The organism is Pseudomonas sp. G166 (assembly GCF_037027455.2).
Lineage (GTDB): Bacteria > Pseudomonadota > Gammaproteobacteria > Pseudomonadales > Pseudomonadaceae > Aquipseudomonas.
Genome location: NZ_CP146985.1, coordinates 2,186,478 through 2,211,251, shown reverse-complemented (window position 1 = coordinate 2,211,251; position 24,774 = coordinate 2,186,478). Strand labels below are relative to the sequence as shown.

Here is a 24,774-nt window from a genome sequence, read left to right as displayed (position 1 = left end):
GCTCGCCCTCAGATATCAAGGACATCAACCCCGCCCGCGCAACATACTGTCCAACACCTCATCCCGCCGCACCCACGCGTGAAACAACGCTGCGGCCAAATGCACCAGCACGGTCAGGAACAACAGATAAGCCAGGTACCCGTGGGCCTTGCGCAGCAGTGCGAAGGTCTGGGCGTGCGCCGGCAGGATAGCGGGCAGTTGCAGCGAATGGCTGAGCATTACCGGGTCCCCCGCCGCCGAAATCATGCCCCAGCCCAATAGCGGCAGGACCAGCATCAAGGCATACAACAGGATGTGCGAGGCTTTAGCCGCCAACACCTGCCAGCCTGGCAGATCGGCCGGCAGCGGCGGCTGTCGGGTGTTCAAGCGCACCACAAGGCGAACGATCACCAGCAGCAGAATCGCTATACCCAGTGGCTTGTGCAGTTGCAGCAACCATTCATGGCGTTCGGACACCGAAGCGACCATGCCCGCGCCGATAAACAGCATGGCGATGACCATCAATGCCATCAACCAGTGCAGCAGCCGGGCCAGCGGTGCGAAGTGACGGGGCGCGCTCATGGGCGGGACTCCTGGGTGGCGGGCAGTTGGCTGACTTCGCTGGTGCGCCGCAGGTAGGAACTGGCATAAGCGGCAGAACGCGCGGCCAGCAGCGGGTCTTCGGAACCTTCGATACCATTGGGCAGGATCAGCGGGTCATAGTTGATATCGCGGCACTCGCCGTTGTCCTGCGCTTGGGTACGCTCCAGTACCAACGTGCCGGCATTGAGCACCTTGCGATCAGAAGGCCAGGGCTTGCTGGCATCGTTAACCGGGTCACCCGGATTGGCCAGGGTGATGTTCAACTGCCAGCGCAATGGCCCAGCGGCAAGGCGCTTGACCAGGTCTTGCTCAAGGAAATCAGCGCCCTGGGGTAACGGCGCGCCCCCGGCGTCCTGGCTCATCGGCACCACACTCCAGCGCACCGCCTGGCGTTGCCCTGCCGGGTTGACCAGATAGAACGCATTGATGCCGTTGTAGGTTTCAGTGGCATAGCTGGCCGACGGTTTGGCGGTCTTGATCCATTGCAGGAACGGCACGGCTTCCGGGTGCGCGGCAAAGAATGCTGGCACGGCTGCCGGGTTCGGCTTCCCGGTGGCCGGATCGGGTGATTGAGCCTGTTGAAATTGATAGAACGCTTCGGGCGTGCCCACCGGGAACACCGGCATGCTGTTCATGCCGGTACGCCACTGTTGGCCGTTGGCCTGGGTAAAGCGCAGCGCCAGGCTGCGGATCGGTACGCTACCGTCCGGTGCGTAGGGGTTGCCGCTGGGCAGGGCGAAACGCCCAACCACCGGTGTTCGTGCATCCCTAAACACCTGCGCGCGGGAATAGGCGCGGGCTTGCTCGGTGCTCTCGAAATAGCCGGCGACGCAGACACCTTTCGAGTGATTGCGCCGGAAGCCCGGGTGCACACCGTTATTTTTTTCCAACACGTTGACCAGCGCATTCGGCGTCAGACGTTGTGGGTCAAAGGTGCCGTTGACGTAGGCAAATGCCCCGGCCAGGGCGGCGACGATCACCGCGATGCCGGCCAGGCGCAGCGTCAGGCTGGCGGTGCTCAGTGGCGGCCGACTCGGCGAAGAGGAAGGGTCAACCATAAAAAAGCTCCAGGGCTTGCGGAAAGAATCCGTCAGACGAAGGCCTGACAGGTTTATTCCCACGCCTCGTATTTATTTTTCCCGCACTGGAATAATCTCGTTCTCGGATCGTCTTTCCAGTCCAGGCGCAGTGACTGCCCCAAGAAGCCCACTCCCATGAACGAACTCGACGAACAGCTGCGCATGCTCATCCCCCGGCTACGACGCTTTGCCGTGTCGCTGACGCGCAACCCCAGCAATGCCGATGACCTGGTCCAAGCATGCCTGGAGCGGGCGCTGTCCAAATGGAACGACAAGCGCCCGGACGGCGACCTGCGAGCCTGGCTGTTTTCAATTCTTTATCGGCAGTTTCTCGACGCCCATCGCCGTTCCCGGCGTTATGCGCGCATGCTGGAATTTTTCACCGGTCGCGACGATGCCCATCCTTCGGCCGAACGTAGCGTAATCGCGCAGTCGTCCCTCCAGGCCTTCGACCAACTCAGCACTGAACAACGAGCACTCTTGCTGTGGGTGTCGGTGGAGGGTTTGAGTTACCAGCAAGTCGCCGACATCCTCGGTGTGCCGACCGGCACCGTCATGTCACGCCTATCCCGCGCCCGCCAGGCCCTGCGCCAACTCAGCGAAGGCGAAATCACCCGCCCTACCCTGCGGATACTCAAATGATCAGCATGCCCCCCAATGAGAGCGACCTGCACGCCTACATCGATCGCCAACTGAGTGAAGCCGACCAGCACTTGATAGAAACTTACCTTCGCACCCATCCCGAGGTCGCCGCCCGGGTCCGGGCCTGGCAACAGGACGCACAACACTTGCGCACGGCCCTGAGTGGGGCCTTGCATCAGCCAACCAATCCGGATCTTGACCCGGCCATGATTCGCCAGCGCCTGAAATATCGATCTCGTCGCCACCTGGCCAGCGCCGCGGTGTTGCTGCTGGCGGTCAGTGTGGGCGGCATCAGCGGTTGGCAGGCGCGGGAAATGACCCTCCTGCGCGCGGCAGCACCCATGGCGGACGCCCTGCAGGCGTACCGGTTATTTGCCCAGCAAGGCATCCTCCCGGCCGATTACCAAACCGGTGACGAGCAGAGCATGCAAGACTGGCTCGACCGTTACTTCACCCAGGCCAACCGGCTGCCAGACCTGTCTGGCGCAGGTTTCAAGCCAGTCAGCGGCCGCTTGCTCAGCACCGAGCAGGGGGCGGCGGCCATGGTGGTTTACCAGGATCAAAACGGTCAGAAGATCAGCTTCTACGTGCGCCCACCAGGCCCGAAAAACTTCCTGCTGCCCCGTGGCAGCCGTCGCGACGGCGAGCTGCAGGCCGAGTACTGGTCCGGACCGGGATACAACTATGCGATGGTCATACCCAGTGATACGCCGGCAGCACAAAAGCTCCAGCAGACCCTCAACTTCTGAGCACCACGGTTCCCTGTGGGAGCGAGCTTGCTCGCGATAGCGGTGGTTCAGTCACTAGCGATGTTGACTGGCACACCGCTATCGCGAGCAAGCTCGCTTCCACAAGGGATCCGGGGCTCTCATCCCTGCCCAAACACCTGTGAAGGCCTGCGCAGCAGTGGGTCGAACGGGTTGACCCGCGGTCCGATCAGAGCCGCCTCGCGCTTGAGCATTTCCACCACCGTCGGCAGGCGATCAGGGCCCAGCCGATCACTCACTGTTGCCACACTCAGGGCCGCCACGGCCCGGCCTTCACGATCCAGGATGGGTACGGCCACCCCGGCCATGCCCTGCAACACGCCCGTATTACGTCCGGCATAGCCCAGTGCGCGCACGTTCTCCACCTCCGTGCGCAGGAAGACTTCGTCGTACAGGTGGAAGTCCTTGAGCCGCGGCAGATTGTAATGAATCACCGTGTCGCGCTCCTCCTCCGGCAAGAACGCCAGGATGGCCAGGCTGCCCTGCCCCACGCCCAAGGCCACTCGCCCACCAATGTCGCCGGTGAACGTGCGGATCGGGAATGGCCCTTCACTGCGGTCCAGGCAGATCGCATCGAAACCACTGCGCGCCAGCAAAAACAACGAATCCCCCAGGGAAGCCGACAGCCGCAGCATCGCTGGCCGCACAAGATCACGCAGGTTGCCAGAGTTGCCGGCACGGGCAGCCAAGGCAAAGAAATCCAGGCTCAGCCGATAGCGTTTGCTGCGTGCGTCCTGCTCGACCATGCCCTCGTCCATCAGACTGCGCAGCAAACGATGGGTGGTCGGCTGGGACAGGCCGATGCGCTGGGCCAACTGCGTCACCCGCTCCCCGCCTTCGACGGTGTCTCCCAGGCTGCGCAACACGGCGAACAACCTGGAGACGGCGCCCACCCCGACGTTACCCTTGCTATCATTCCGATCAGTGGAATCTGACATGTTATTTCTCGTCATAAAATTTGCTCACTGAATGAAACTGAAAATAGTCTTCGCTTCAGTGAAATAGCCCATTGAGCCCATCCTATTCTTCGTCCTACTCTGCGTCCAGACAGGGGCGATTCGAACAACAACGGCAGCCGACTCAAGCTCGAGCGCCAACGCACCCAGCGGCATCCTTTCGTATCTGCCCATAAAAAAGCGCGCCTCATGGCGACGCATAACAATCCCAGGTGGAGCGCAGCTATGGCTTTTGTGCGACTTGAAGGACTTGGCAAACGTTACGGCGACATCGATGCGGTGGTCGCCACCAACCTGTCGGTGGAGAAAGGCGAGTTCGTCTCGCTGCTGGGGCCCTCCGGCTGCGGCAAGACCACAACCTTGCAGATGATCGCCGGCTTCGTCGAAGCCAGCAGCGGACGCATCCTGCTGGACGGCCGCGACATCACCCACGCCAAGCCCGCCAGCCGTGGCCTGGGCGTGGTGTTCCAGAGTTACGCACTGTTCCCCCACATGACCGTCAAGGACAACGTCGCCTTCGGCCTGCGCATGCGCAAAGTGGCCAATGCCGAGCTGCAACAACGAGTGGGTCGTGTGTTGAAGCTGGTACGCCTGGACCCACACGCCGAACGCTACCCACGGGAACTCTCCGGCGGTCAGCGCCAACGCGTGGCGCTGGCCCGGGCGCTGGTGATCGAACCGCCGGTGCTGTTGCTCGACGAACCACTATCCAACCTCGACGCCAACTTGCGCGAGGAGATGCAATACGAAATCCGCCGCATCCAGCGTGAAGTCGGAATCACCACCTTGATGGTCACCCACGATCAGTCCGAGGCGCTGTCCATCAGTGACCGCGTCGTAGTGATGCAAGCCGGACGCATCACGCAGATCGACGCGCCGTACACCCTTTACGAACACCCGCGCACCGAATTCATTTCCGGCTTCGTCGGCAAAGCCAACCTGCTGCCCGGCGTGCGGGACAGTGCGGGCGTCGTTCAAGCCTGCAGCCACGGCAATGGTGACCTGACCTTGAGCTTGCGCCCGGAAAAAATCGACCTGTGCGAGGCCGGTTCAGGGCGACTGCAAGGCACTCTCGTCAACCGCTTCTTCCTTGGCAGCCAGTGGCTGTACGGCGTCTCGACCAGCCTGGGCGAACTCTGTGTGGTGCGTCGCAACGACGGCTCGGCGCCCATGACCGAAGGCACGGCGGTGGGCCTTGACTGGGACCCGGCGCTGCTGCGAGTGCTGAGCGTGGACGAGGTGCCGGCATGAAGCTGATCGCCGGGATGCGCCGGGGCCGGCAAGGTTACTTGATGTCCGCACCGGCCTTGGCCTTGTACCTGGGCCTGCTGGTCATTCCGCTCGGCCTGACGCTGGTGTTGTCGTTCAACGTCTTTGACTACGGCTCGGGCATCAACGACGAGGCGTACACCTTCGACCACTACGCCAACCTGCTGGGTGACCCGTACTTCTACGAGATCTTTTTGCGCACGTTCTGGATCAGCGGCCTGACCACGCTCTTGTGTGTACTGATCGGCGTGCCCGAGGCTTATGTCCTCAGTCGCATGCGGGCGCCGTGGCGTTCGATTTTCCTGATCCTGATCCTCACGCCACTGCTGATTTCGGTGGTGGTGCGGGCCTTCGGCTGGAGCCTGTTGCTCGGCGCCGACGGCCTGGTCAACCAGACGCTGCAAGCCTTCGGCGGCTCACCGATGAAGTTGCTGTATACGCCGTTCGCCGTGGTCATCGCCCTGGTCCACGTGATGCTGCCGTTCATGATCATTCCGGTCTGGACCTCGTTGCAGAAACTCGACCCGGCCGCCGAACAGGCTGCGCTGTCGCTGGGCGCGAGCCAGTTCACGGTGATTCGCAAGGTCGTGTTGCCACAGATCATGCCCGGCGTGCTGTCGGGCACCTTGATCGTGTTCGGCCTCGCCGCCAGTTCCTTCGCGATTCCCGGCCTGCTCGGTGGGCGTCGGTTGAAAATGGTCGCCACGCTGATCTACGACCAATACCTGTCGGAACTCAACTGGCCCATGGGCGCGGCCATTGCCGTCGCACTGCTGCTGCTCAACCTGCTGATCATGCTGTCGTGGAACCGGATGATCGAAGGCCGCTACAAGAAGTCATTGGGGTAACTCGTCATGTCCAGGAACGGTCCTTTCGCCCTGTTGTTTCATACCCTGGTGGTAGTGTTCATGCTGGCGCCGCTGGTGGTGGTCTGCCTCGTCGCCTTCACCCCGGAAAACACCCTGAGCCTGCCGACCAGCGAGTTTTCCCTGCGCTGGTTCCGTGCTGTGTTCGAGCGTGCGGATTTTGTTGATGCGTTCTACAACAGCCTGGTCCTGGCGTTCTGCGCAGCCTCGCTGGCGACGCTGATCGCGGTGCCGGCGGCCTTGGCGATCACTCGGCTCGAGTTCCCTGGCCGGGACTTTTTCAACGGCCTGTTTTTGTCGCCGATCATCATCCCGCACCTGGTACTGGGGGTGGCGCTGTTGCGCCTGTTTGCGCTGATGGGGGTGAACGGCAGCTTTGCCTGGCTGATCTTCGCCCATGTGCTGGTCATCACCCCGTATGTGCTGCGCCTGGTGCTGGCCTCGGCCATCGGCCTGGATCGCAGCGCCGAACAGGCCGCGCAATCGCTGGGGGCCGGGCGTTTCACACTGTTTCGAAAAATCACCTTGCCGATGATCCTGCCAGGGGTGGCCGGGGGCTGGTTGCTGGCGTTCATCAACAGCTTCGATGAAGTCACGCTGTCGATCTTCGTCACGTCACCGGCCACGCAAACCCTGCCAGTGCGCATGTATGTCTACGCCACCGAATCCATCGACCCGATGATGGCGGCGGTGTCAGCGCTGGTCATTGGGTTGACGGCGGTGACCATGATTCTGCTCGACCGGGTCTATGGCCTGGATCGGGTCCTGGTCGGTAAACAATGAGGGCGCCATGGCTCTGCTGAAACGACTGGCCGAAGGCGACCGCCCGGCCCTGGACTTTACCCTCGACGGCGTACCTGCCAGCGGCCTGCTGGGCGACACGCTGCTGACCGCCGTGCTGACCAGCAGCGAACACCTGCGCGGCAGCGACTTCAGCGCCGAACCCCGGGCCGGTTTCTGCCTGATGGGCGCCTGCCAGGACTGCTGGGTCCGCCTGGGCGATGGCCGCCGCGTACGCGCCTGCTCGACCCTGCTCGAAGCAGGGCTGCACATCAGCCGCGAACCGGGGCGTCAGGTATGAACATTGTCGACAGCATCACAAATCCCCCGGCCCTGCCTATGAGGTGGCGATGAAATCGATAGCCATCATCGGCGCCGGCCCCGCCGGTATCCGTGCCGCGCAGACGCTGGTCGCCCATGGCGTTTACCCAATCCTGCTGGACGAGGCCGCCCGCGGTGGCGGGCAGATCTATCGACGGCAACCGCCCAACTTCAAGCGCCCGCCAGCCAAGCTATATGGCTTCGAAGCGCACAAGGCCAACGCCATCCACCAGGCCCTCGACGAACTGCGCGAACAGCTCGATTACCGTCCCGACACCTTGGTGTGGAACGCCGAGGCTGGTTTGCTGGACACCTTGCATGAGGGCCGCGCCGACCGCCTTGAGTACACCAAGGTGATCGTCGCCACCGGCGCCACTGATCGGATCCTGCCCGTGCCCGGTTGGACCCTGCCCGGGGTTTACAGCCTGGGCGCGGCGCAGATCGCCTTGAAGTTCCAGGGGTGCGCCATTGGTGAACGGGTGGTGTTCGCCGGCAGCGGTCCGTTGCTTTATCTGGTGGCGTATCAATACGCCAGGGCCGGTGCCAACGTGGTCGCGGTGCTCGACAGCTCGCCCTTCAGCGCCCAGGTTCGTGCCCTGCCCGGCCTGCTGGCCCAACCGATCACCCTCGCCAAAGGCCTCTATTACCGCACCTGGTTGACCGCCCGCGGCATCACCGTACAACAAGGGGCAAGCCTGTCGCGTATCGATGGCGAACGCCGGGTGCAGTCGCTCAAATGGCGCAGCGCGAAAGGCGAGCAATCCCTTGACTGCGACGCGCTGGCCTTCGCCCACGGCTTGCGCAGCGAAACCCAATTGGCCGACCTGCTGGGCTGCGAATTCACCTGGAACCCGCTCAATCGCGCCTGGTTGCCGAAGCGAGATCGCGCCGGTCGTAGCAGCGTGCCCGGGGTCTACCTGGCGGGTGACGGTGCAGGGATCATGGGCGCCGATGCCGCTGAAATAGCCGGTGAACGGGCGGCCCTGGCGCTGCTCGAAGACATCGGTTATTTGATCGACCCGCAGCGTTGCACGCAGTTGGAACAAGCCCTCGAACGCATCGGCCATTTCCGCCAGGGCCTGGAACACGCGTTTGCCTTCCCCGAAGGTTGGGCCGCCGAAGCCGTTGACCACCTGATGCTTTGCCGCTGCGAAGAAGTCAGCGTCGGTGACATCCGCCAGGTGGTGGGCGAAGGCCATTGGGAGATCAACCGGGTCAAGGCTCATTGCCGGGTCGGCATGGGCCGTTGCCAGGGACGGATGTGCGGTGCTGCGGCAGCGGAGATCATCGCCCACGAGAGTGGCCGGCCGGTCTCCAGCATCGGCCGCTTGCGGGCCCAGGCGCCGATCAAACCCGTGCCGTTCGGCCTGGAGGTCGAGCCATGATCGAGGTGGATGTGGTGATCGTCGGCGGCGGCATCGTCGGCGCCTCGGCCGCGTTGTTCCTGAGCCAGGCCGGACGACGGGTGGCATTGCTGGAGCGGGACTTTTGCGGCTCGCACTCCAGCGGCGTGAACTACGGAGGCGTGCGTCGACAGGGGCGGCCGTTGTCGCAACTGCCCCTGTCGCAACGGGCTCATGAAATCTGGGGCCAGTTGCCTCGATTGATCGGCATCGACGGTGAGTACCAGCGCAGCGGTCACCTGAAACTGGCCCGGAGTGCGCAAGATCTGCAAGCGTTGCACGATTACGCCGCCAGTTGCCAGGGCTTCGGCCTCGATTTGCAACTGCTGGATCGCAATGAGTTGCGCGCCCGTTTCCCATGGGTCGGTGCGGTTGCGGTCGGAGCATCGCTGTGCCCGGATGACGGCCATGCCAACCCGCGCCTGGTATCACCGGCCTTTGCCCAGGCTGCCCGCAGGCATGGCGCACAGGTCCGCGAACAATGCCCGGTCAGCGGCGTCGAACATGACGGCCAGCAATTTGGCGTACACACCGAGGTAGGCCTGGCATTTCGCGCCCCCTGGTTGCTGAACTGCGCCGGCGCCTGGGCCAACCATTTCGCCGCGCAGTTCGGCGAAGCCGTGCCCATGCACGCCGGCCACCCGGCGATGCTGGTGACCGAGCCATTGCCCTTGGTGATGAACGCCAGCACCGGCGTGGAGGGCGGCGGCATCTATGCGCGCCAAGTCGCTCGCGGCAACTGCGTGCTGGGGGGCGGTCAAGGTTTTGCCCTGGACGACGCACGCGCCCGCCCCGGCCAGAACGCCGTGATCGACATCCTGCGCCAGGCGGTCGAACTCTATCCGTTTTTGCAGGGTGCCCAGGCGATTCGTACCTGGAGCGGCACCGAAGGTTACCTGCCCGATCGCCAACCGGTGATCGGCCACAGCGGCACTCAACCTGGCCTGTTGCATGCGTTCGGCTTCGCCGGCGCGGGCTTCCAGATCGGCCCGGCGGTGGGCCAGGCACTCACCGAGATCATCTGCAGCGGTGCATCAACCACACCGCTGGATGCGTTTTCCATCACCCGGTTTCACTCCATCTCCGTTGCTTGATAGAGGAAGGTCGCGCCAATGAATAACGTCAAACGCAGTGCACTGTTCGGTTTCTGCTCGCTGGGTTGCGCTTGCCTGGGCGCCCTGCTCCCGGTCAGCCAGGCGTTGGCCGAGCCGACGCTTTACCTGGGCATGAACGGCGGCACCATGGAGCGGCTCTACGCCGACAAGGTCTTGCCGGCCTTCGAGAAAGCCAACAACGTCAAAGTGGTGATCGTGCCTGGCACCTCCGCCGACATCCTGGCCAAAGTCCAGGCCAGTAAAGGCAACCCGCAGATGCACGTGATGTTCCTCGATGACGGCATCATGTACCGCGCCATCACCATGGGGCTGTGCGACAAGCTCGAGGACAGCCCGCCCCTGGCACAGATCCCGGCCAAGGGCCGCATCAAGGAACAGGCCGTGGCGGTCAGCCTCGGCGTGACCGGGCTGGCCTACAACACACGGCTGTTCAAGGAAAAAGGCTGGAACGCGCCGACATCATGGATGGACCTGGCCGACCCACGTTTCAAGGACAAAGTGGTGTTCCAGTCAATGGCCTCATCCACGTTTGGCTTGCACGGTTTCCTAATGTTCAACCGGATCCAGGGCGGCAGCGAGGCCGACGTCGAGCCGGGCTTCAAGGCTTGGCCGAACACCGTCGGACGCAACGTGCTGGAATACATCCCGAGCTCGGCGAAAATTTCCGAAATGCTGCAGACCGATGAAGCCGCGCTGTTCCCGCTGACACCCACCCAGGTGACTGCGCTGAAACTCAAGGGCATGCCGGTCGAATACGCGCAGCCGAAGGAAGGCGCCGTGGTGCTCAACGTCGCCGAATGCGCCATCGCCCAAAATACCCAACCGGAGCTGGCACAGAAGCTCGCCGCCTTCCTGCTGACGCCCGAAGCCCAGGCCATAGCCCTGGAAGAAGGCGACCAGATCCCGTCCAACCCCAATACCCCGACCACCGACAAGACCCGGGGCCAGGTGGAAGCGATGAAGCACTACCTGGAAACGGCGATTGCAGTGGATTGGGACCAGGTCAACGAACAACGCCCAGCCTGGAATGCCCGGTGGAACCGCAGCATCGAGCGCTAGAGCGATCGACTGTGGTGAGGGGAGGAACACTGCTGCGGGAGCCGATGAAAACAGCGCGCTCGTAGAGAAAGAGAGACGCCTGCATCGCGTGCAAGCCTTGCTCCCACAGAGAAATCCCTCGCCACAGGGTTTTGTGTTGGGCTGATTATTGGTTAACTGTCTGGCTTCGGACTGTGCGTCCGCCCCTTGATCAACAGCGACCCCCTCCATGGATACCCTCGCCCAACTGCGCGCCGGCCAGCTCTCAGGCATCACCCGGCTGGACCTGGCCTGCGGCCTGACGCAGTTTCCCCGGGAAATCTTCGAGCTGGCCGACTCCCTCGAAATTCTCAACCTCAGCGGCAATCAACTGGATTCGCTACCCGACGACCTGCATCGGCTGAGCCGCCTGCGCGTGCTGTTTTGTTCGGACAACCGCTTCACTGAGCTGCCCGAAGCCTTGGGCCGTTGTGCTGCGCTGACCATGGTCGGCTTCAAGGCCAACCGCATCGAACGCGTCACGGCTGCCGCCCTGCCACCGCAGCTGCGCTGGCTGATCCTGACCGATAACTGCATCAGCCAATTACCCGATGAGCTGGGCCACCGCCCGCCTTTGCAAAAGCTGATGCTGGCCGGTAACCGCCTGCGCCAGCTGCCTGCGAGCCTGGGTCAGTGCCATCGCCTCGAACTGCTGCGCATCGCCGCCAACCAACTGACCGAATTGCCGCAAGAGTTGCTGGCGCTGCCAAGCCTCAGTTGGCTCGCCTACGCGGGTAATCCGCTGGAAACCCAGGCCGAGGCGGCAGCCCTGGATACCACAACGCCCATCGATTGGTCGCAACTGAGCCTGCAACAACAACTGGGCGAAGGTGCGTCGGGAGTGATTCATCAGGCGCTGTGGCAGCCGCCGGGCCAGGAGGTTCGAAAAGTCGCGGTGAAGCTGTACAAGGGCCAGATGACCAGCGACGGCTCCCCCCTGCATGAAATGCATGCCTGCATCACTGCAGGTCGGCATCCGAACCTGATTGAAGTGCTGGGCCAGATTGTCGGGCATCCCGAGGAACAGACCGGGCTGGTGATGGCGCTGATCGAGCCCAGTTATCGCAACCTCGCCGGGCTGCCGAGCCTGGCGTCGTGCACCCGCGACGTGTACGCCGACGCGCTGCGCATGAGCGCCCCGGTGGCCTTGCGCATCGCCCGGGGCATCGCCTCGGTGTCGGCGCACCTGCATCGCCAGGGGATCACCCATGGGGATTTGTACGGGCACAACATTCTTTGCAACGACCAAGGCGATTGCCTGCTGGGGGACTTTGGCGCGGCGTCGTTTCACGCCACCACGGACACCCTGCAAACCCGCGTACTACAGCGCATCGAGGTGCGGGCCTTCGGGATTCTGCTGGAGGAATTGATGGCGCGGATTGAACCGCCGCTCGGTGCTATGGACCTGGCGAGGTTGCGGGATCTGCAGGTGCGTTGTTGTCAGCCAGAGGTGCTGGCGCGACCGGGATTCGAGGAGATTGAAGGGTTGCTGAGCGAGTTCAAGTACACCGGTTGAGCCAGCACCCTTGTGGCGAGGGGATTTATCCCCTCGCCACAAGGGAGTCGTACTGCTTAACCCGCCAACCCGACAAACATATCCTGCACATCATCATGGTTGTCGAGGCCTTCGAGGAACGCTTCGACTTCAGCCATCTGCTCGTCGGTCAGGCCGCTGACCGGGTTCTTCGGCTGATAGCCCAACTTGGCCGACAACACAGTAAAGCCCTGCTCCGGCAGCGCCTTCTGCACGGCATCGAGGTCGGCAGGATCGGTAAGGAACAATGTCGCGCCTTCTTCGCCCGGCTCGAAGTCCTGGGCACCAGCCTCGATGGCGGCCATTTCCGGATCGGCATCCGGGCTGTCCGGTGCGGCCTCGATCATGCCGACATGGTTGAAGTCCCAGGCAACCGAACCCGAGGCACCCAGTTGGCCCTTGCGGAACGCCACACGAATCTCGGCAACGGTGCGGTTGATGTTGTCGGTCACGCATTCCACGATCAGCGGCACCTGATGCGGTGCGAAGCCTTCGTAGGTGACGCGGTGGTATTGCACGGTTTCGCCGAGCTGGCCAGAGCCTTTCTTGATCGCACGTTCCAAGGTCTCGCGGGGCATGGAGGCCTTCTTCGCCTGCTCGACCACCAGGCGCAAGTGCGCGTTGGTTGCGGTGTCGGCGCCGTTGCGCGCGGCAATGGTGATTTCTTTCACCAGCTTGCCGAAGATCTTGCCCTTGGCGTTGGCAGCCGCTTCTTTGTGTTTAACCTTCCACTGTGCGCCCATTACTCACTCTCTTGTCTGACGCGCCGAGACATCTGCCGGCCGGCGCTGTGGCGCAAGTTTATACGGCCTAAACCGGCTGATCGACCAAAAAATTCACGCTATTGAATCGACATTTCCACAGGATGTTGTAGGGGTTTTCTGAAATAGCGATTCGCTAGCACCGTTTCACCCTGGGGTTTCGTACCCTCTGCGCTTCTCTCTCTGCAAGTAAGAACGGCGATGCGCAACGACACGGAAAGTCCCTTCAGCCTGACCCTCACGCAAAGCGACTTGCAATTGCAAGTATTGCGGTTCAATGGTCGTGAAGCCCTCAACCAGCCTTACCGCTTTGACCTCGAACTGATCGGCCTGGCGCCGCCACTAAACCCCGACACCCTGCTGGGGCAACCGGCCTTCCTGCGCCTGGACGCCGAAGCGGGCATCCATGGGATTGTCCACAGCGTCAGCCTGAACGCGCATGACTCGCATCGCATTGGCTACCGCTTGACCTTGGTTCCTTACCTCCAGCGCCTGGAGCAAGGCCCGCAGCGGCGAGTTTTCTATCGACTCAGCGTTGTGCAGGTGCTGCAGCGGCTGTTGGAGGACAACGCGCTGCCCGCCCACAGCTACCGTTTCGAGCTGCCCCATGGGCAGTACCCGAGCCGGCCTTTCTGCATCCAGTACGAGGAAAGCGATCTGGATCTGCTGCAGCGCTTATGCGAGGAAGAAGGCATCCACTATCACTTTGAACATGCCCTCCATGGGCATGTCCTGGTGTTCGCCGAAGACCCTGGAAGCTTCCCGGCGCGGCCGGTCGAACTGACCCTGCGCCAAGACGCCAGTCTGCCATCGGCCGTACAGCGGCTCTACCAGCGTCACCGTTCAATGGCGCCTGGCTCGCCAGCCGGCTTCAGCGACCGGGCAAGCAGCGAAGCCGGGGATCTGGCGGCGAATCATGCCTTTGACGGTGTCGACCACGAGACACTGCGCGACAACCCGTCGCTGGCGCATCGTTACCAGGTCGGTCGCCGAAACCTTGAACGGCTGCGTTGTCGGCAACAGGAGATACACGGCCACAGCAGCCAGTCGGCCCTGCGCAGTGGTCATATCGCGCAGATCTGCGAACATCCGGTATCGACCTTCAATGACCAATGGCTGATCACCGAGGTCCAGCATCGCGGGCGGCAATTTTCCATCCTTGAAACCCATTTGCCGCCCACACCGCCAGCCCAGGACTATCGCAACCGATTCTCAGCCATTGCCTGGTCCACCGTGTTCAGGCCGACACTCAAGCATCTCAAGCCCCGCATCCCCGGCTATCACATCGCCCGTGTGCTCGGCCCTGCCGGCCAACCGGCCAGGCCGGATGAGCGCGGCCAAGTCCAAGTCAGCCTATGGACCCCGGATGAGGAAGGCATCAGGCTGCCCGTGTCGCGACTGACGCTGGACGCCAGCCCCACCCTGATGGCCGGCAGTGAAGTACTGGTGAGTTTTCTCGATGGCGACCCCGATCGACCCGTGCTGTGCCCCGGGATTATCGACAGCGGTGGCGGGCAGGCCGCTGCGTCACCGAAATCAGCACCGGGCAACGATGACGCGGGTCTGTTGCTTGACTGGCTCCTGAACCCACCGGACACAACGTCCTGAACTGCCTGTTCGGTAGCAAGGGGCCTGCGCCCACTCGGCTGCACAGCCTGCGCGCTCCTGCGAAAGCACTTTCCGGATCTTCGTGCCGGTAAAACTGATTTGGCTCATGCAAACCCAGCGAAACGGGCTTACAGTAAAAGCACAACGCCGCTCAAGACGGCGCTTTACCCTGATGCTGGAGATACCTGCAATGCCCTGGAAAAACTCAGAAAGCCGCTACAGTACCGTCACAGTCACCTTGCATTGGCTGATGCTGGTTTTGCTGGCCGTGGTTTATGCCTGCATCGAGTTCCGAGGGATTTTTCCCAAGGGCAGTGGCGGAAGAACCCTGATCAAGGAAGCGCATTTCATGCTCGGCCTGACGGTGTTTGTGCTGGTCTGGCTGCGCCTGTTCGCCCGCAGCATGGGTAAGGCACCGGCGATTTTCCCGGCGTCGCCTGCGTGGCAAACCCTCCTTGCACGCTTGATGCACTGGGCACTGTACTTGTTCATGATCGCCATGCCGCTGCTGGGCTGGCTGATCACCAGCGCCGAAGGGCATCAAGTGATGTTCTACGGTTTCGATTTGCCGCTGCTCATCAATCAAGACAAGGATTTTGCCAAACAGCTGGAAGGCTGGCATGTGCTGGGCGGGACCATCGGCTATTGGTTGATTGGCCTGCATGCCCTGGCGGGCCTGTATCACCACTACATAGTGCGCGATAACACGCTGCTGCGGATGATGCCCAAACGCGGTTGATCGCCGGCTATTCGAAACCCCGGCGGCCTTGCAAGCCGCCGGTGTGAACGAAGATCAAGCGAGTGCCAGGAGCAAACCGCCCTGCCTCGACCTGCGCCCTGAGCAACATCAGTGCCTTGCCGGTGTACAACGGTTCCAGCTCGATAGCGTCGGTGGCGCCGATGAAGGCGCTGAGTTGGGCATCGACCCGGGCGAAACCGCCTCGGCTGCCGTCGAACAATTCATAAAGCGGATGGGCTAGTCCCGCCGCCTCCACGATGCTTTCGACCTGCTGCGCCACGCCATGGTCCTGAGGCACCGCCAGCACACCGTAGACCGGGCGCTCTCCCGCTTCGGCCAATACCAACCCCGCCAACGACGTGCCGGTACCGCAGGCCAACCACCAGCCGTGATAATCCGTCCACCCCAACGCCGCCAGTTGCTCACGGGCACGGGTCACCCAGCTCATGCAACCCTGGGCGCCGGGCAATCCTGAACCGCCCTCGGGTACCGGATGCAAATGTGGGTAGCGGGTCTGCCACGGCTCCCAGAAATCCGCTGCGTGCCGCTCGCGGTATCCGCCATAACCCAACCAGTGCAGCGTCATGCCGAACGCCTTGAGGTCGAGCACCGTTGGCGTTTCCTGGGGATGGCCGCGCAGCAGCCCGACCGTTGGAAAACCGAAGCGCTTACCGGCCGCCGCCAGCGCATGCAGATGATTGGAATAGGCACCGCCCAGGCTCATGACCCCCTCGGCACCCGCCGCGTGGGCAGCGCGCAAATGATGAATCAGCTTGAACCACTTGTTGCCGCTGATCAGCGGATCGATCCGGTCCAGACGCAACACCGCCACTTCAACTGCAGCACGGGCAAGCCAGTCCAGATGAAGGGGTTCGAGGCGGGGTTGGGGGTGCCAATCGAGGGCGGGGAGAAGCATTGCGGCAGGCCGGTCGAAAATATGCCGGCATCTTAACAGCTCGGTCGCAGGTGACTTCAGGATCTGAATTCCCCCCCATCCCTCTGTGGGAGCGAGCTTGCTCGCGATGGCGTCGGACCAGTCAACATGGATGTTGAATGTAATGCCGTCATCGCGAGCAAGCTCGCTCCCACAGAGGACCAGGTTGTCCTTGGGCTGTACCTTACAACTGCGCCGCCAACCGCGAACCCTGGTTGATCGCCCGCTTGGCGTCCAGCTCCGCCGCCACGTCGGCACCGCCAATGAGGTGGACATTCTGCCCCGCCGCCACCAAGCCTTCCTGCAACTCGCGCAGCGGATCCTGGCCGGCGCAGATCACGATGTTGTCCACTGCCAGCACTTGCGGCTCGCCAGCTTCACCAATGCGAATGTGCAGGCCTTCGTCGTCGATCTTCAGGTACTCGACGCTGTTGAGCATCTGCACCTGCTTGTTCTTCAGGCCCGTGCGATGAATCCAGCCAGTGGTCTTGCCCAGGCCGTCACCGACCTTGGATGCCTTGCGCTGCAGCAGGAACACCTGGCGTGCCGGTGCGTGGGGTTCGGCCTTGATCCCGGCCACGCCGCCGCGCGCCTGGAGCTGGGTGTCGATCCCCCACTCCTTCCAGAACGCTTCACGGTCCTGGCTGGTGGCAACGCCCTGATGGACCAGGAATTCCGATACGTCGAAGCCAATACCGCCGGCACCGATTACCGCTACGCTATGGCCTACCGGCTTGCGCTCCAGGATCACGTCCAGGTAGCTCAACACCTTGGCATGCTCCACTCCAGCAATCGCCGGCACACGCGGCGCGATGCCGGTGGCAAGGATGATCTCGTCGTAACCGCCCGCCACCAGTCGCGCCACATCCACCCGGGTGTTGAGGCACAGCTCGACATTCGTGGTCTGCAACTTGCGATTGAAGTAACGCAGGGTTTCGAAGAACTCCTCTTTGCCTGGCACACGCTTGGCGATATTGAACTGGCCGCCGATTTCGCTGGCCGAATCGAACAGCGTCACCTGGTGACCCCGCTCGGCCGCCACCGTAGCGGCAGCCAACCCGGCCGGGCCGGCACCGACCACGGCGATTTTCTTCACCTGGGTCACCGGCAAGTAGTTGAGTTCGGTTTCGTGACAGGCCCGCGGGTTCACCAGGCAACTGGTGAGCTTGCCGCCAAAGGTATGGTCCAGGCAGGCCTGGTTGCAGCCAATGCAGGTGTTGATTTCATCGCTACGGCCCGCCGCGGCCTTATTGACGAAGTCCGGATCGGCCAGGAACGGCCGCGCCATGGAGACCATGTCGGCGTCGCCTTCGGCCAGGATCCGCTCGGCCACTTCCGGAGTGTTGATACGGTTGGTAGTGATCAGTGGAATATTCACCGAACCGCGCAGCTTGGCCGTGACCTTGCTGAACGCCGCTCGCGGAACCTTGGTGGCGATAGTGGGAATTCGCGCTTCGTGCCAACCGATACCGGTGTTGATAATCGTCGCGCCGGCCTGCTCGATGGCCTTGGCCAATTGGACGATCTCGTCCCAGGAACTGCCACCCTCCACCAGATCGAGCATCGACAGGCGAAAGATAATGATGAAATTCGGACCGACCGCCTCGCGCACCCGTCGCACGATTTCCACCGGCAGACGCATGCGGTTTTCATAGCTGCCGCCCCAGCGGTCGGTACGGTGGTTGGTGTGGGCTGCCAGGAACTGGTTAATGAAATAACCCTCCGAGCCCATGATCTCGACACCATCATATTCGGCCTGCTGAGCCAGTACCGAACAAGTGACGAAGTCGCTGATCTGCTTTTCGATACCCTCCTCGTCCAGTTCCTTGGGCTTGAACGGGTTGATCGGCGCCTGGATCGCACTCGGCGCCACTTGCTTGGGGCTGTAGGCGTAGCGCCCGGCATGGAGGATCTGCATGCAGATCTTGCCACCGGCCTCGTGTACGGCGCGGGTGACGATCTGGTGCTTGCGGGCCTCTTCTTCAGTGGTCAGCTTGGCGGCACCGGAGTACACGCCGCCCTCGTCGTTCGGCCCGATACCACCAGTAACCATCAGGCCCACGCCGCCTCGGGCCCGCTCGGCAAAATAGGCCGCCATGCGTTCGAAACCGCCGGGCTTTTCTTCCAGCCCCGTGTGCATCGACCCCATCAGGGTACGGTTGCGTAACGTGGTAAAACCCAGGTCCAACGGGGCCAACAGGTGCGGGTAATGAGAGGCGGTCATCGGTCACTCCACAACGGGCAATCACGGGAAATACGGAAGCTCTGCGGCTTCCCTCTGTCATGACCGACAGCCTAAGAGCCAGGATGCGCTCACTCAATGACCGTAACTGACAACTTAATGATCCAAATGCGCAGCGCCCCTTGGCAACGCCCACGGTGGGCCCTACCCTAGTCATTGAATCCGCACACGGCCGCTGACTGTCCCCATGCGCAAATTTCTGTACCTGCTGTTTTCACTGGCCTTGATTGCCGCCCTGATCACCTACGCACTGTGGACGATGGACCGTCCGGCGGGCCATTACCTGTCAGACCTTCGCATCAACCTGGCGGTCGACCAGGGCACACCCGCCGACCGGGGCAACTTGTTGGGCATCCAACCCGAGTTATTTCCCACCGACTACCAGAGCCCCGAGCACCTGCGTCGCAAACTGGCGGCCTATTTGCAAAACGCTCGCGACCTGGGCTTTCTCAATGACAAAACCATCGTGGTCTTGCCCGAGCACATCGGCACCTGGCTGATGGTCAGCGGTGAAAAAGACGAGTTGTATCAGGCTGCCACATTGAAGGACGCCATGAACTGGCTGGCGGTCAGCAATCCGCTGGCGTTTACCCGCGCCTTGTTCAGTGCTCAAGGTGACAACCGACTGGACGATGCCTACCTGCGCATGAAGGCCGATACCATGGCCCATGACTATCAGGCACTGTTTGGCGGGCTGGCCAAGGAATTCGGCGTGACTCTGGTGGCCGGCTCCATCGTGCTGCCTGAACCCAGCGTCAGCGAAGGTGAACTGAAGATTGGCCGCGGCGCGCTGTATAACAGCAGCCTGGTGTTCGGTCGCGACGGACGACCAATCGGCCAGCCCCAGCGCCAACAACATCCCGTGTTCGAACAACGAGACGTACTGGGGGCCGCCCCCCCGAACGCAACCCGCGTCATCGATACCCCTGCCGGGCGCCTGGGCGTGCTGATCGGCAGCGACAGCTGGTACCCCCGCCACTATCGGCAACTCGATGACCAAGGCGCACAACTGATCGCCGTGCCCGCCTTCATCATCGGTCGCGACACGTGGAACAAGCCCTGGGGTGGTTACAAAGGCCTGTCCACGCCGAGCGAAGTGAGCCTCAAGCCAGGCGAAGTCAGCGAAGGCCAGGCCTGGCATCGCCTGACGCTGACTAGCCAACTGCCCACCAGCCGGGCCACAGCTGGCGTCAGCGTCTTCCTGCGGGGCCAGTTCTGGGACAGCGCCAGCGCAGGCCAGAGTTTCATCAGCCACAACGGCGAACACTTCCCCGACGGCGAGGCTCGTGGCGCCCGTCTGCTGAACCTTTGGTTGTGAACATGAAACCGCAACCGATGCGCTTGGGGGATCTGTCAGTAGGCTTCGTCCATAGCCTGGCGGATGCGGTCGCCAGCCATGGGCAGGACCCTCAACCCCTGCTTGAGCAGTACGGTCTGGATGCCGCGCGCCTGGCCGAACCCGGGGCTCGACTGTCGATCCCACGCTACATGCGCCTGGGCCACGCGGCGATCCAGCAGACCCAGGACCCGGCACTGGGCCTGCGTATGGGTCAACTCAGCCGTTTGAGCCAGGCTGGGCTGGCGGGCGTCACCGCCGCCCAGGCGCCGACAGTACGCGAAGCCGCGCGCTGCATGATCCGCTTCGAGCCCCTATACGGTTCCAACTATCGCGGCCAGTCGAGTTTTCATGAGGACGCCCGGGGCGCTTGGCTGCGGTTTTACTCCATCAGTCCGTATAACGCCTACAACCGCTTCGTCGTAGACTCGATCATCGCTGGCTGGCTGACGCAGCTCTCCAGTGTGAGCGACATCGCGCTAAGGGCCGAACGCATAGAGATCGAATTCGAAGAACCGGCGTACGTGGAAGCCTACCGCACGCTCGGTGATTGTCCGATCCAGTTTGGCGCCCAGCAGAATCAGCTGCGCCTGGGCCTGGACAGTCTCGCCCGGCGCAACCGGCAACATTGCCCGAGTACCTGGCGGCATCTGGTTAAGTTGTGTGAACAGGAGCTGGAACAGTTGACCCGCACCCGCAGTTTGCGCGAGCGCATCATCCAACTGTTGGGGCCGTTGCTCAATGGCGGTCGGGAACCCGACCTGGAAGAAGTGGCGGCACGCTTGAAGCTGCCGACCTGGACCCTACGCCGCAAACTGGCCGAAGAGGGTACGCAGTATCGCGCAATCCTCAATGACACTCGCCGCGACCTGGCCATGACCTACATCCGCGAGACTGAACTGGCGTTCGGCGAAATCGCCTACCTGTTGGGCTTCGCCTCAGCCGAAGCGTTCCAACGTGCCTTCAAGCGCTGGAACGACCAGACGCCTGGAGAGTTTCGGCGCAGTCATAGGAGTTACTGAGCTTAAAGATTGCCGCTTGCAACTTGAGGCGTGCAGGCAACTTTCCCCCTACAACTCCGTCGCGTCCTCGGCGGGTTCCAGCGGGTCCAGTTCATACGCCTGGTATTCCAGCAGCTCTTCCTGATAATCATCCATTACGAGTCCTTCCCCTGTCGTTGAAACCGATGCCTGATGGCGTTGGAATCAGCATAAAGCTGCTTTATGAACAAAACATGAAGCAAAAGCTTCATGAATTAAACGTAGCACAGCGTCGGGAAATTACCCTGTGAAGGTGTGGCAAGGGATTATCCTCTTGCCGGACCTCAAGGGAGTGGCTGGATTGGCTCGCTCGGAGGCGCCAACGTACTGGGCGGTGGCGCAGTGATGGTTTCTGTCGCCGGCGCGGGCTCGGACGACTCGGGAGCAATCGGTGCCGGCTCGGCTGGCGGGGTGATCGGCTCCGAGGCTGCGGGAGCGGCTTCCACTGGCGTTGGCGCGGCCTGCGGTGCGGCGGGCTCAGGAGCAGGCACCAGCGCCGCCGGTTCGAGCTTGGTTTCCGGGACGCCCAGTTCAGCTTTTGGCTTCTCGACGTTCTCGACAGCCTTTTTCGCTTCAGGTGGCAAGAACAGCTCCACTAGAGCAAAGAACCGCTCGTAGAACTTGGCCGCCGATACGGTTTCGCTGGCGACCTTGACCATCGAATCATCTGAGGAGCCGATCGGCATCGACACCGAGCCCAGCACTCCCACACCCAGGCTGGCGGAGTTGTTGGTCTTCTTCAGGGCATAGCGGTCCTGCAGGGCGTTGGCGAACATGGTCGCACGGTGTCCAGCACCGCCGTCTTCGGCACAGACCAGGTTGAAGCTGATCTCCATGTGGGTTTCGCCGGTCTGCTGAAAGCTCTTGTGACCGCTGACCAGTTTCGCATCGCTGCTGGTGATGATGTAGCCCTGACTGAGCAACGCCCGACGCCCGGCTTCACAGGTCGCCGCATCGCTCACTGGATAAGTGCGCGAGAACGTACCGGAATCATCGAAGTTTTCATGCTCGTAAATGGCGGCTTTCTTGGACGAGCAACCGGCTGCGGCGGCCAACGCCAACGCAAGCCCGATGGTGCGCATGTGAGGTGATATGAACATTGAACATCCTGAGAAAAACAGTCCGGGGCGTATTGTGCAACAGAACGCGGCTCGGCAGCGTGAGTAATCACGACTTAAACGGGTTACAAGTCTACTGGGGGTTGTTTGCAGGAAAAAGAAGCAATCCCGATGGATCGACGAACACCCTGCCATTAGCAACAACCAGACATAAAAAAAGACCCCGGCTTTTCGGCCGGGGTCTTCGATCAGCAAGCCATCAAGGCATTTAGAAACGCTTGATGTCCGCCTGGCTCTCCAACTGCTTGCGATAAGCCGCAAAGTCCTGCTGGCCGATACGCGAAGCGAGGTAGCGACGGTACTGCGCCTTCTCTTCGTCGGTTGGTGCCGCTGCTTCGTTCACGCCGTTCAGACGCACGACCACCACGCTGCCGTCAGGCAAGGTCACGCTGGTGAACGTCGGCTTGTCCTTGGACTCAGGCTTGGGCATGCGGAACAGTGCCTGCAGCACCGCCGGGTCGATACCTTCCTGGTTGCGGGTTGCCGCTTCGCTGACTTTCCAGCTTTGACCGACGACCGGTTTATCCAGCGCAGTCTTGCCATCACGCAGGCTAGCGATCAACTCATCCCCACGGGCCTTGGCAGCCTCGCTGGCGTGCTCCTTGGCCAGTTGAGCCCGAATGGGCCCTGCGACGCTTTCGAGCGGCATCTGCTCAGGCTTGCGGTGCTCCTTGGCACGCAACACCACGACAGTTTCCGGGTCCAGTTCGATGGCGGCGCTGTTGGCCCCTTCATCCAACACTTCCGGGCTGAACGCGGCGGTAACCACGGCACGATTGGCCGCAACGCCCTCTCCGCCTTCACGCCCGAACGGTGCCGAGGTGTGGACGGTCAGCTTCAGGTCCTGGGCCGGCTGCGCCAGGTCGGACGCTTCGAACGAGGCATCCTCCAGTTGCTTGGTCGCCTCCACGAAACGCTGCTCCACCTGTTGGGTTTTCAGCTCGCGGGTCAGCTTGTCCTTGAGGCTGGCAAACGTCGGGACTTCAGGCGCTTCAACACCCAGCAGCTTGATCAGGTGCAAACCGAAATCGGTGCGCACCGGTGCCGATACCTGATCCTTGTTCAAGGCATACAGTGCCTTTTCGAATTCCGGATCATAGACGCCTGGACCGGCATAACCGAGATCGCCACCGTTGCTTGCCGAACCCGGGTCCTGGGAAAACTCCTTCGCCAGGGCTTCAAACGACTCGCCTTTGGCCAGACGCGCCTGGATCTCCTCGATCTTCGCCTTCGCCTGGGCTTCGGTGACCTTGTCGTTCACCTCGATCAGAATGTGCGCAGCCCGACGCTGTTCGGACAGGTTGGCGATTTCTTTCTGATAGGCCGCTTGCAGGTCTTCGTCCTTGACGCTGACCTGATCGAAGAACGAGGCCTTCTTCAGCTCAAGGTAATCGATGACCACCTGATCGGGCGTCATGAATTCCTTGGCGTGTTTGTCGTAGTAAGCCTTGACCTCGTCATCGGTCAGCTTCACGGCCGACGGATCAGCCTTGATGTTCAAGGTAGCGAAATCACGGGTCTGCTTTTCCAGGCGGGCGAATGCCAGGACCTGCGCATCGGTGACGAAACCGCTGCCAGCCAGGCCGGCACGCAGCTGACCGATCAGCATTTCCTGAGCCAGCATCTGACGGAATTGCAGGCGGTTGTAACCCAGCTGGCGGATCACCTGATCGAAACGCTCGGGGCTGAACTTGCCATCGACCTGAAACTCAGGCGTTTGCAGGATCACTTGATCCAGCGCGGCTTCGGAGAAAGCGAATTTCGCGTCGTGTGCACCTTGCAGCAACAGCTTGCGATCGATCAGGCCCTTGAGCGCCGATTCACGCAGCATCTTTTCGTCCAGCAGGGAGGCGTCAAAATCCTTGCCCAGCTGTTGCATGAGCTGACGGCGTTGCATATCGACCGCCTGACTCAGCTCGTTCTGGCTGATGTTTTCGCCGTTGACCTTGGCCGCTTCGTTGCTGTTGGTGGTGGCTTTGAAAATGGCATCGAAACCGGTCAACGCCATCAACGCGACGATGACCCCGATGATGGTCTTGGCAATCCAGCCTTGTGAATTGTCCCTGATATTCTGCAGCATGCGTCCCCCAGAAACGGTTGAACTTCAAAATTAGGCAACCGTGGAGCGTGGGTAGAATCCGGATAGAAGAAAGGCGCATCCGAGGATGCGCCTTCTCGTAACTGGCGGAGCGGACCGGGCTCGAACCCGCAAGCCCTGGCGTCACACACCGGTAGCAACCGGTCGTATTACCGCTCCGCTGCCAAGCCAGGCATGACCCCGACCCGGATAAACTCAATGAAACCTTAGTTAACGGCTTCTTTCAGTGCTTTACCAGCTTTGAAACCCGGCTTTTTGGCAGCAGGGATTTCCAGCGTCTTGCCAGTCTGCGGGTTGCGACCGGTACGAGCTGGGCGGTCGGTCACGGAGAAGGTGCCGAAACCTACCAGAACCACGGAGTCGCCGGCCTTGAGAGCGCCAGTGACGGATTCGATTACAGCGTCCAGCGCACGGCCAGCAGCAGCTTTCGGGATATCAGCGGATGCAGCGATAGCATCAATCAGTTCCGACTTGTTCACTCTAAGTCCCCTTATATCTATTTGAGAT

The 24,774-nt window shown here is 61.9% G+C and carries 23 protein-coding genes; 14 read left to right on the top strand and 9 right to left on the bottom strand.

All coding sequences use genetic code 11. The annotated features are described in order from the left end of the window. Nucleotides 1-24: 24 nt before the first annotated feature. Entirely contained in the window at nt 25-561 is a 537-nt protein-coding gene (locus tag SGN16_RS09940; protein WP_210643762.1) for a cytochrome b, read from the bottom strand. Further along, nucleotides 558-1,640, bottom strand: coding sequence for a catalase family peroxidase (locus SGN16_RS09935; RefSeq protein ID WP_335944917.1), 1,083 nt, complete (start codon nt 1,638-1,640; stop codon nt 558-560). The genes SGN16_RS09940 and SGN16_RS09935 overlap by 4 nt, the downstream gene beginning before the upstream one ends. Nucleotides 1,641-1,796: 156 nt before the next feature. On the opposite strand from SGN16_RS09935, the gene SGN16_RS09930 reads away from it, so the two are divergent. Then, nucleotides 1,797-2,303: a sigma-70 family RNA polymerase sigma factor gene (locus tag SGN16_RS09930; RefSeq protein ID WP_210643760.1), complete on the top strand. Its 507-nt coding sequence runs from the start codon at nt 1,797-1,799 to the stop codon at nt 2,301-2,303. Further along, nucleotides 2,300-3,052: an anti-sigma factor gene (locus SGN16_RS09925; protein WP_335944916.1), complete on the top strand. Its 753-nt coding sequence runs from the start codon at nt 2,300-2,302 to the stop codon at nt 3,050-3,052. Before SGN16_RS09930 ends, SGN16_RS09925 begins: the two co-directional genes overlap by 4 nt. A gap of 119 nt (nt 3,053-3,171) precedes the next feature. Here the strand turns inward: SGN16_RS09925 and SGN16_RS09920 are convergent, their stop codons facing one another. After that, nucleotides 3,172-4,008 carry an IclR family transcriptional regulator gene (locus tag SGN16_RS09920; RefSeq protein ID WP_210643758.1) on the bottom strand — a complete coding sequence of 279 codons (837 nt, stop codon included), beginning with the start codon at nt 4,006-4,008 and terminating at the stop codon, nt 3,172-3,174. A gap of 243 nt (nt 4,009-4,251) precedes the next feature. On the opposite strand from SGN16_RS09920, the gene SGN16_RS09915 reads away from it, so the two are divergent. From SGN16_RS09915 to SGN16_RS09880, 8 genes are all read left to right on the top strand, one after another. Continuing rightward, on the top strand, nt 4,252-5,277 hold the full coding sequence (locus SGN16_RS09915) for an ABC transporter ATP-binding protein (RefSeq protein WP_210643757.1): 1,026 nt from the start codon (nt 4,252-4,254) through the stop codon (nt 5,275-5,277). Next, nucleotides 5,274-6,143: an ABC transporter permease gene (locus SGN16_RS09910; RefSeq protein ID WP_335944915.1), complete on the top strand. Its 870-nt coding sequence runs from the start codon at nt 5,274-5,276 to the stop codon at nt 6,141-6,143. Before SGN16_RS09915 ends, SGN16_RS09910 begins: the two co-directional genes overlap by 4 nt. Before the next feature lie 6 nt (nt 6,144-6,149). Next, nucleotides 6,150-6,944: an ABC transporter permease gene (locus tag SGN16_RS09905; protein WP_210643755.1), complete on the top strand. Its 795-nt coding sequence runs from the start codon at nt 6,150-6,152 to the stop codon at nt 6,942-6,944. 7 nt (nt 6,945-6,951) lie between these two features. Further along, complete coding sequence (locus tag SGN16_RS09900; protein WP_210643754.1) at nt 6,952-7,242, top strand: (2Fe-2S)-binding protein; 291 nt, start codon at nt 6,952-6,954, stop codon at nt 7,240-7,242. 49 nt (nt 7,243-7,291) lie between these two features. After that, on the top strand, nt 7,292-8,647 hold the full coding sequence (locus SGN16_RS09895) for an FAD-dependent oxidoreductase (RefSeq protein WP_335944914.1): 1,356 nt from the start codon (nt 7,292-7,294) through the stop codon (nt 8,645-8,647). Next, nucleotides 8,644-9,759, top strand: coding sequence for an FAD-dependent oxidoreductase (locus tag SGN16_RS09890; protein WP_335944913.1), 1,116 nt, complete (start codon nt 8,644-8,646; stop codon nt 9,757-9,759). The genes SGN16_RS09895 and SGN16_RS09890 overlap by 4 nt, the downstream gene beginning before the upstream one ends. An 18-nt stretch (nt 9,760-9,777) precedes the next feature. Beyond that, nucleotides 9,778-10,839 (top strand): ABC transporter substrate-binding protein, encoded by a 1,062-nt coding sequence (locus SGN16_RS09885; protein WP_335944912.1) that lies wholly within the window; start codon nt 9,778-9,780, stop codon nt 10,837-10,839. A gap of 208 nt (nt 10,840-11,047) precedes the next feature. Then, on the top strand, nt 11,048-12,373 hold the full coding sequence (locus tag SGN16_RS09880; protein WP_335944911.1) for a leucine-rich repeat-containing protein kinase family protein: 1,326 nt from the start codon (nt 11,048-11,050) through the stop codon (nt 12,371-12,373). A gap of 56 nt (nt 12,374-12,429) precedes the next feature. On the opposite strand, the gene SGN16_RS09875 is transcribed toward SGN16_RS09880, so the two are convergent. After that, nucleotides 12,430-13,134 carry a YebC/PmpR family DNA-binding transcriptional regulator gene (locus SGN16_RS09875; RefSeq protein WP_003199952.1) on the bottom strand — a complete coding sequence of 235 codons (705 nt, stop codon included), beginning with the start codon at nt 13,132-13,134 and terminating at the stop codon, nt 12,430-12,432. A gap of 219 nt (nt 13,135-13,353) precedes the next feature. On the opposite strand from SGN16_RS09875, the gene tssI reads away from it, so the two are divergent. Beyond that, on the top strand, nt 13,354-14,760 hold the full coding sequence (gene tssI / locus SGN16_RS09870) for a type VI secretion system tip protein TssI/VgrG (protein WP_335944910.1): 1,407 nt from the start codon (nt 13,354-13,356) through the stop codon (nt 14,758-14,760). Nucleotides 14,761-14,950: 190 nt separating this feature from the next. Further along, a complete protein-coding gene (locus SGN16_RS09865) occupies nt 14,951-15,499 on the top strand; it encodes a cytochrome b (protein WP_210643748.1) in 549 nt (182 codons plus the stop codon). Between the two features lie 7 nt (nt 15,500-15,506). Here the strand turns inward: SGN16_RS09865 and SGN16_RS09860 are convergent, their stop codons facing one another. Next, nucleotides 15,507-16,415 carry a pyridoxal-phosphate dependent enzyme gene (locus tag SGN16_RS09860; RefSeq protein WP_335944909.1) on the bottom strand — a complete coding sequence of 303 codons (909 nt, stop codon included), beginning with the start codon at nt 16,413-16,415 and terminating at the stop codon, nt 15,507-15,509. 202 nt (nt 16,416-16,617) lie between these two features. Then, nucleotides 16,618-18,657, bottom strand: coding sequence for an NADPH-dependent 2,4-dienoyl-CoA reductase (locus SGN16_RS09855; protein ID WP_210643746.1), 2,040 nt, complete (start codon nt 18,655-18,657; stop codon nt 16,618-16,620). A 205-nt stretch (nt 18,658-18,862) separates the two neighbouring features. Here SGN16_RS09855 and SGN16_RS09850 point away from each other — a divergent pair, with 205 nt between their 5' ends. Together SGN16_RS09850 and SGN16_RS09845 are read left to right on the top strand one after the other, a co-directional pair. Then, nucleotides 18,863-19,993, top strand: a complete 1,131-nt coding sequence (locus SGN16_RS09850; RefSeq protein WP_335944843.1) for a carbon-nitrogen hydrolase family protein — start codon at nt 18,863-18,865, stop codon at nt 19,991-19,993. A gap of 2 nt (nt 19,994-19,995) precedes the next feature. Beyond that, nucleotides 19,996-21,033 carry an AraC family transcriptional regulator gene (locus tag SGN16_RS09845; RefSeq protein ID WP_210643744.1) on the top strand — a complete coding sequence of 346 codons (1,038 nt, stop codon included), beginning with the start codon at nt 19,996-19,998 and terminating at the stop codon, nt 21,031-21,033. Nucleotides 21,034-21,335: 302 nt separating this feature from the next. Here SGN16_RS09845 and SGN16_RS09840 read toward each other — a convergent pair whose 3' ends face one another. From SGN16_RS09840 to SGN16_RS09830, 3 genes are all read right to left on the bottom strand, one after another. Then, nucleotides 21,336-22,151 carry a DUF2242 domain-containing protein gene (locus SGN16_RS09840; protein WP_210643743.1) on the bottom strand — a complete coding sequence of 272 codons (816 nt, stop codon included), beginning with the start codon at nt 22,149-22,151 and terminating at the stop codon, nt 21,336-21,338. Nucleotides 22,152-22,377: 226 nt separating this feature from the next. Next, nucleotides 22,378-24,249: a SurA N-terminal domain-containing protein gene (locus SGN16_RS09835; protein WP_210643742.1), complete on the bottom strand. Its 1,872-nt coding sequence runs from the start codon at nt 24,247-24,249 to the stop codon at nt 22,378-22,380. A gap of 224 nt (nt 24,250-24,473) precedes the next feature. Next, nucleotides 24,474-24,746: an HU family DNA-binding protein gene (locus tag SGN16_RS09830; RefSeq protein ID WP_003183171.1), complete on the bottom strand. Its 273-nt coding sequence runs from the start codon at nt 24,744-24,746 to the stop codon at nt 24,474-24,476. Nucleotides 24,747-24,774 lie beyond the last annotated feature (28 nt).

Excerpts from the sequence above, each read along its gene's own strand:
- SGN16_RS09940 (WP_210643762.1), bottom strand. The coding sequence starts at position 561 with ATGAGCGCGCCCCGTCACTTCGCACCGCTGGCCCGGCTGCTGCACTGG.
- SGN16_RS09935 (WP_335944917.1), bottom strand. The coding sequence starts at position 1,640 with ATGGTTGACCCTTCCTCTTCGCCGAGTCGGCCGCCACTGAGCACCGCC.
- SGN16_RS09930 (WP_210643760.1), top strand. The coding sequence starts at position 1,797 with ATGAACGAACTCGACGAACAGCTGCGCATGCTCATCCCCCGGCTACGA.
- SGN16_RS09925 (WP_335944916.1), top strand. The coding sequence starts at position 2,300 with ATGATCAGCATGCCCCCCAATGAGAGCGACCTGCACGCCTACATCGAT.
- SGN16_RS09920 (WP_210643758.1), bottom strand. The coding sequence starts at position 4,008 with ATGTCAGATTCCACTGATCGGAATGATAGCAAGGGTAACGTCGGGGTG.
- SGN16_RS09915 (WP_210643757.1), top strand. The coding sequence starts at position 4,252 with ATGGCTTTTGTGCGACTTGAAGGACTTGGCAAACGTTACGGCGACATC.
- SGN16_RS09910 (WP_335944915.1), top strand. The coding sequence starts at position 5,274 with ATGAAGCTGATCGCCGGGATGCGCCGGGGCCGGCAAGGTTACTTGATG.
- SGN16_RS09905 (WP_210643755.1), top strand. The coding sequence starts at position 6,150 with ATGTCCAGGAACGGTCCTTTCGCCCTGTTGTTTCATACCCTGGTGGTA.
- SGN16_RS09900 (WP_210643754.1), top strand. The coding sequence starts at position 6,952 with ATGGCTCTGCTGAAACGACTGGCCGAAGGCGACCGCCCGGCCCTGGAC.
- SGN16_RS09895 (WP_335944914.1), top strand. The coding sequence starts at position 7,292 with ATGAAATCGATAGCCATCATCGGCGCCGGCCCCGCCGGTATCCGTGCC.
- SGN16_RS09890 (WP_335944913.1), top strand. The coding sequence starts at position 8,644 with ATGATCGAGGTGGATGTGGTGATCGTCGGCGGCGGCATCGTCGGCGCC.
- SGN16_RS09885 (WP_335944912.1), top strand. The coding sequence starts at position 9,778 with ATGAATAACGTCAAACGCAGTGCACTGTTCGGTTTCTGCTCGCTGGGT.
- SGN16_RS09880 (WP_335944911.1), top strand. The coding sequence starts at position 11,048 with ATGGATACCCTCGCCCAACTGCGCGCCGGCCAGCTCTCAGGCATCACC.
- SGN16_RS09875 (WP_003199952.1), bottom strand. The coding sequence starts at position 13,134 with ATGGGCGCACAGTGGAAGGTTAAACACAAAGAAGCGGCTGCCAACGCC.
- tssI (WP_335944910.1), top strand. The coding sequence starts at position 13,354 with ATGCGCAACGACACGGAAAGTCCCTTCAGCCTGACCCTCACGCAAAGC.
- SGN16_RS09865 (WP_210643748.1), top strand. The coding sequence starts at position 14,951 with ATGCCCTGGAAAAACTCAGAAAGCCGCTACAGTACCGTCACAGTCACC.
- SGN16_RS09860 (WP_335944909.1), bottom strand. The coding sequence starts at position 16,415 with ATGCTTCTCCCCGCCCTCGATTGGCACCCCCAACCCCGCCTCGAACCC.
- SGN16_RS09855 (WP_210643746.1), bottom strand. The coding sequence starts at position 18,657 with ATGACCGCCTCTCATTACCCGCACCTGTTGGCCCCGTTGGACCTGGGT.
- SGN16_RS09850 (WP_335944843.1), top strand. The coding sequence starts at position 18,863 with ATGCGCAAATTTCTGTACCTGCTGTTTTCACTGGCCTTGATTGCCGCC.
- SGN16_RS09845 (WP_210643744.1), top strand. The coding sequence starts at position 19,996 with ATGAAACCGCAACCGATGCGCTTGGGGGATCTGTCAGTAGGCTTCGTC.
- SGN16_RS09840 (WP_210643743.1), bottom strand. The coding sequence starts at position 22,151 with ATGTTCATATCACCTCACATGCGCACCATCGGGCTTGCGTTGGCGTTG.
- SGN16_RS09835 (WP_210643742.1), bottom strand. The coding sequence starts at position 24,249 with ATGCTGCAGAATATCAGGGACAATTCACAAGGCTGGATTGCCAAGACC.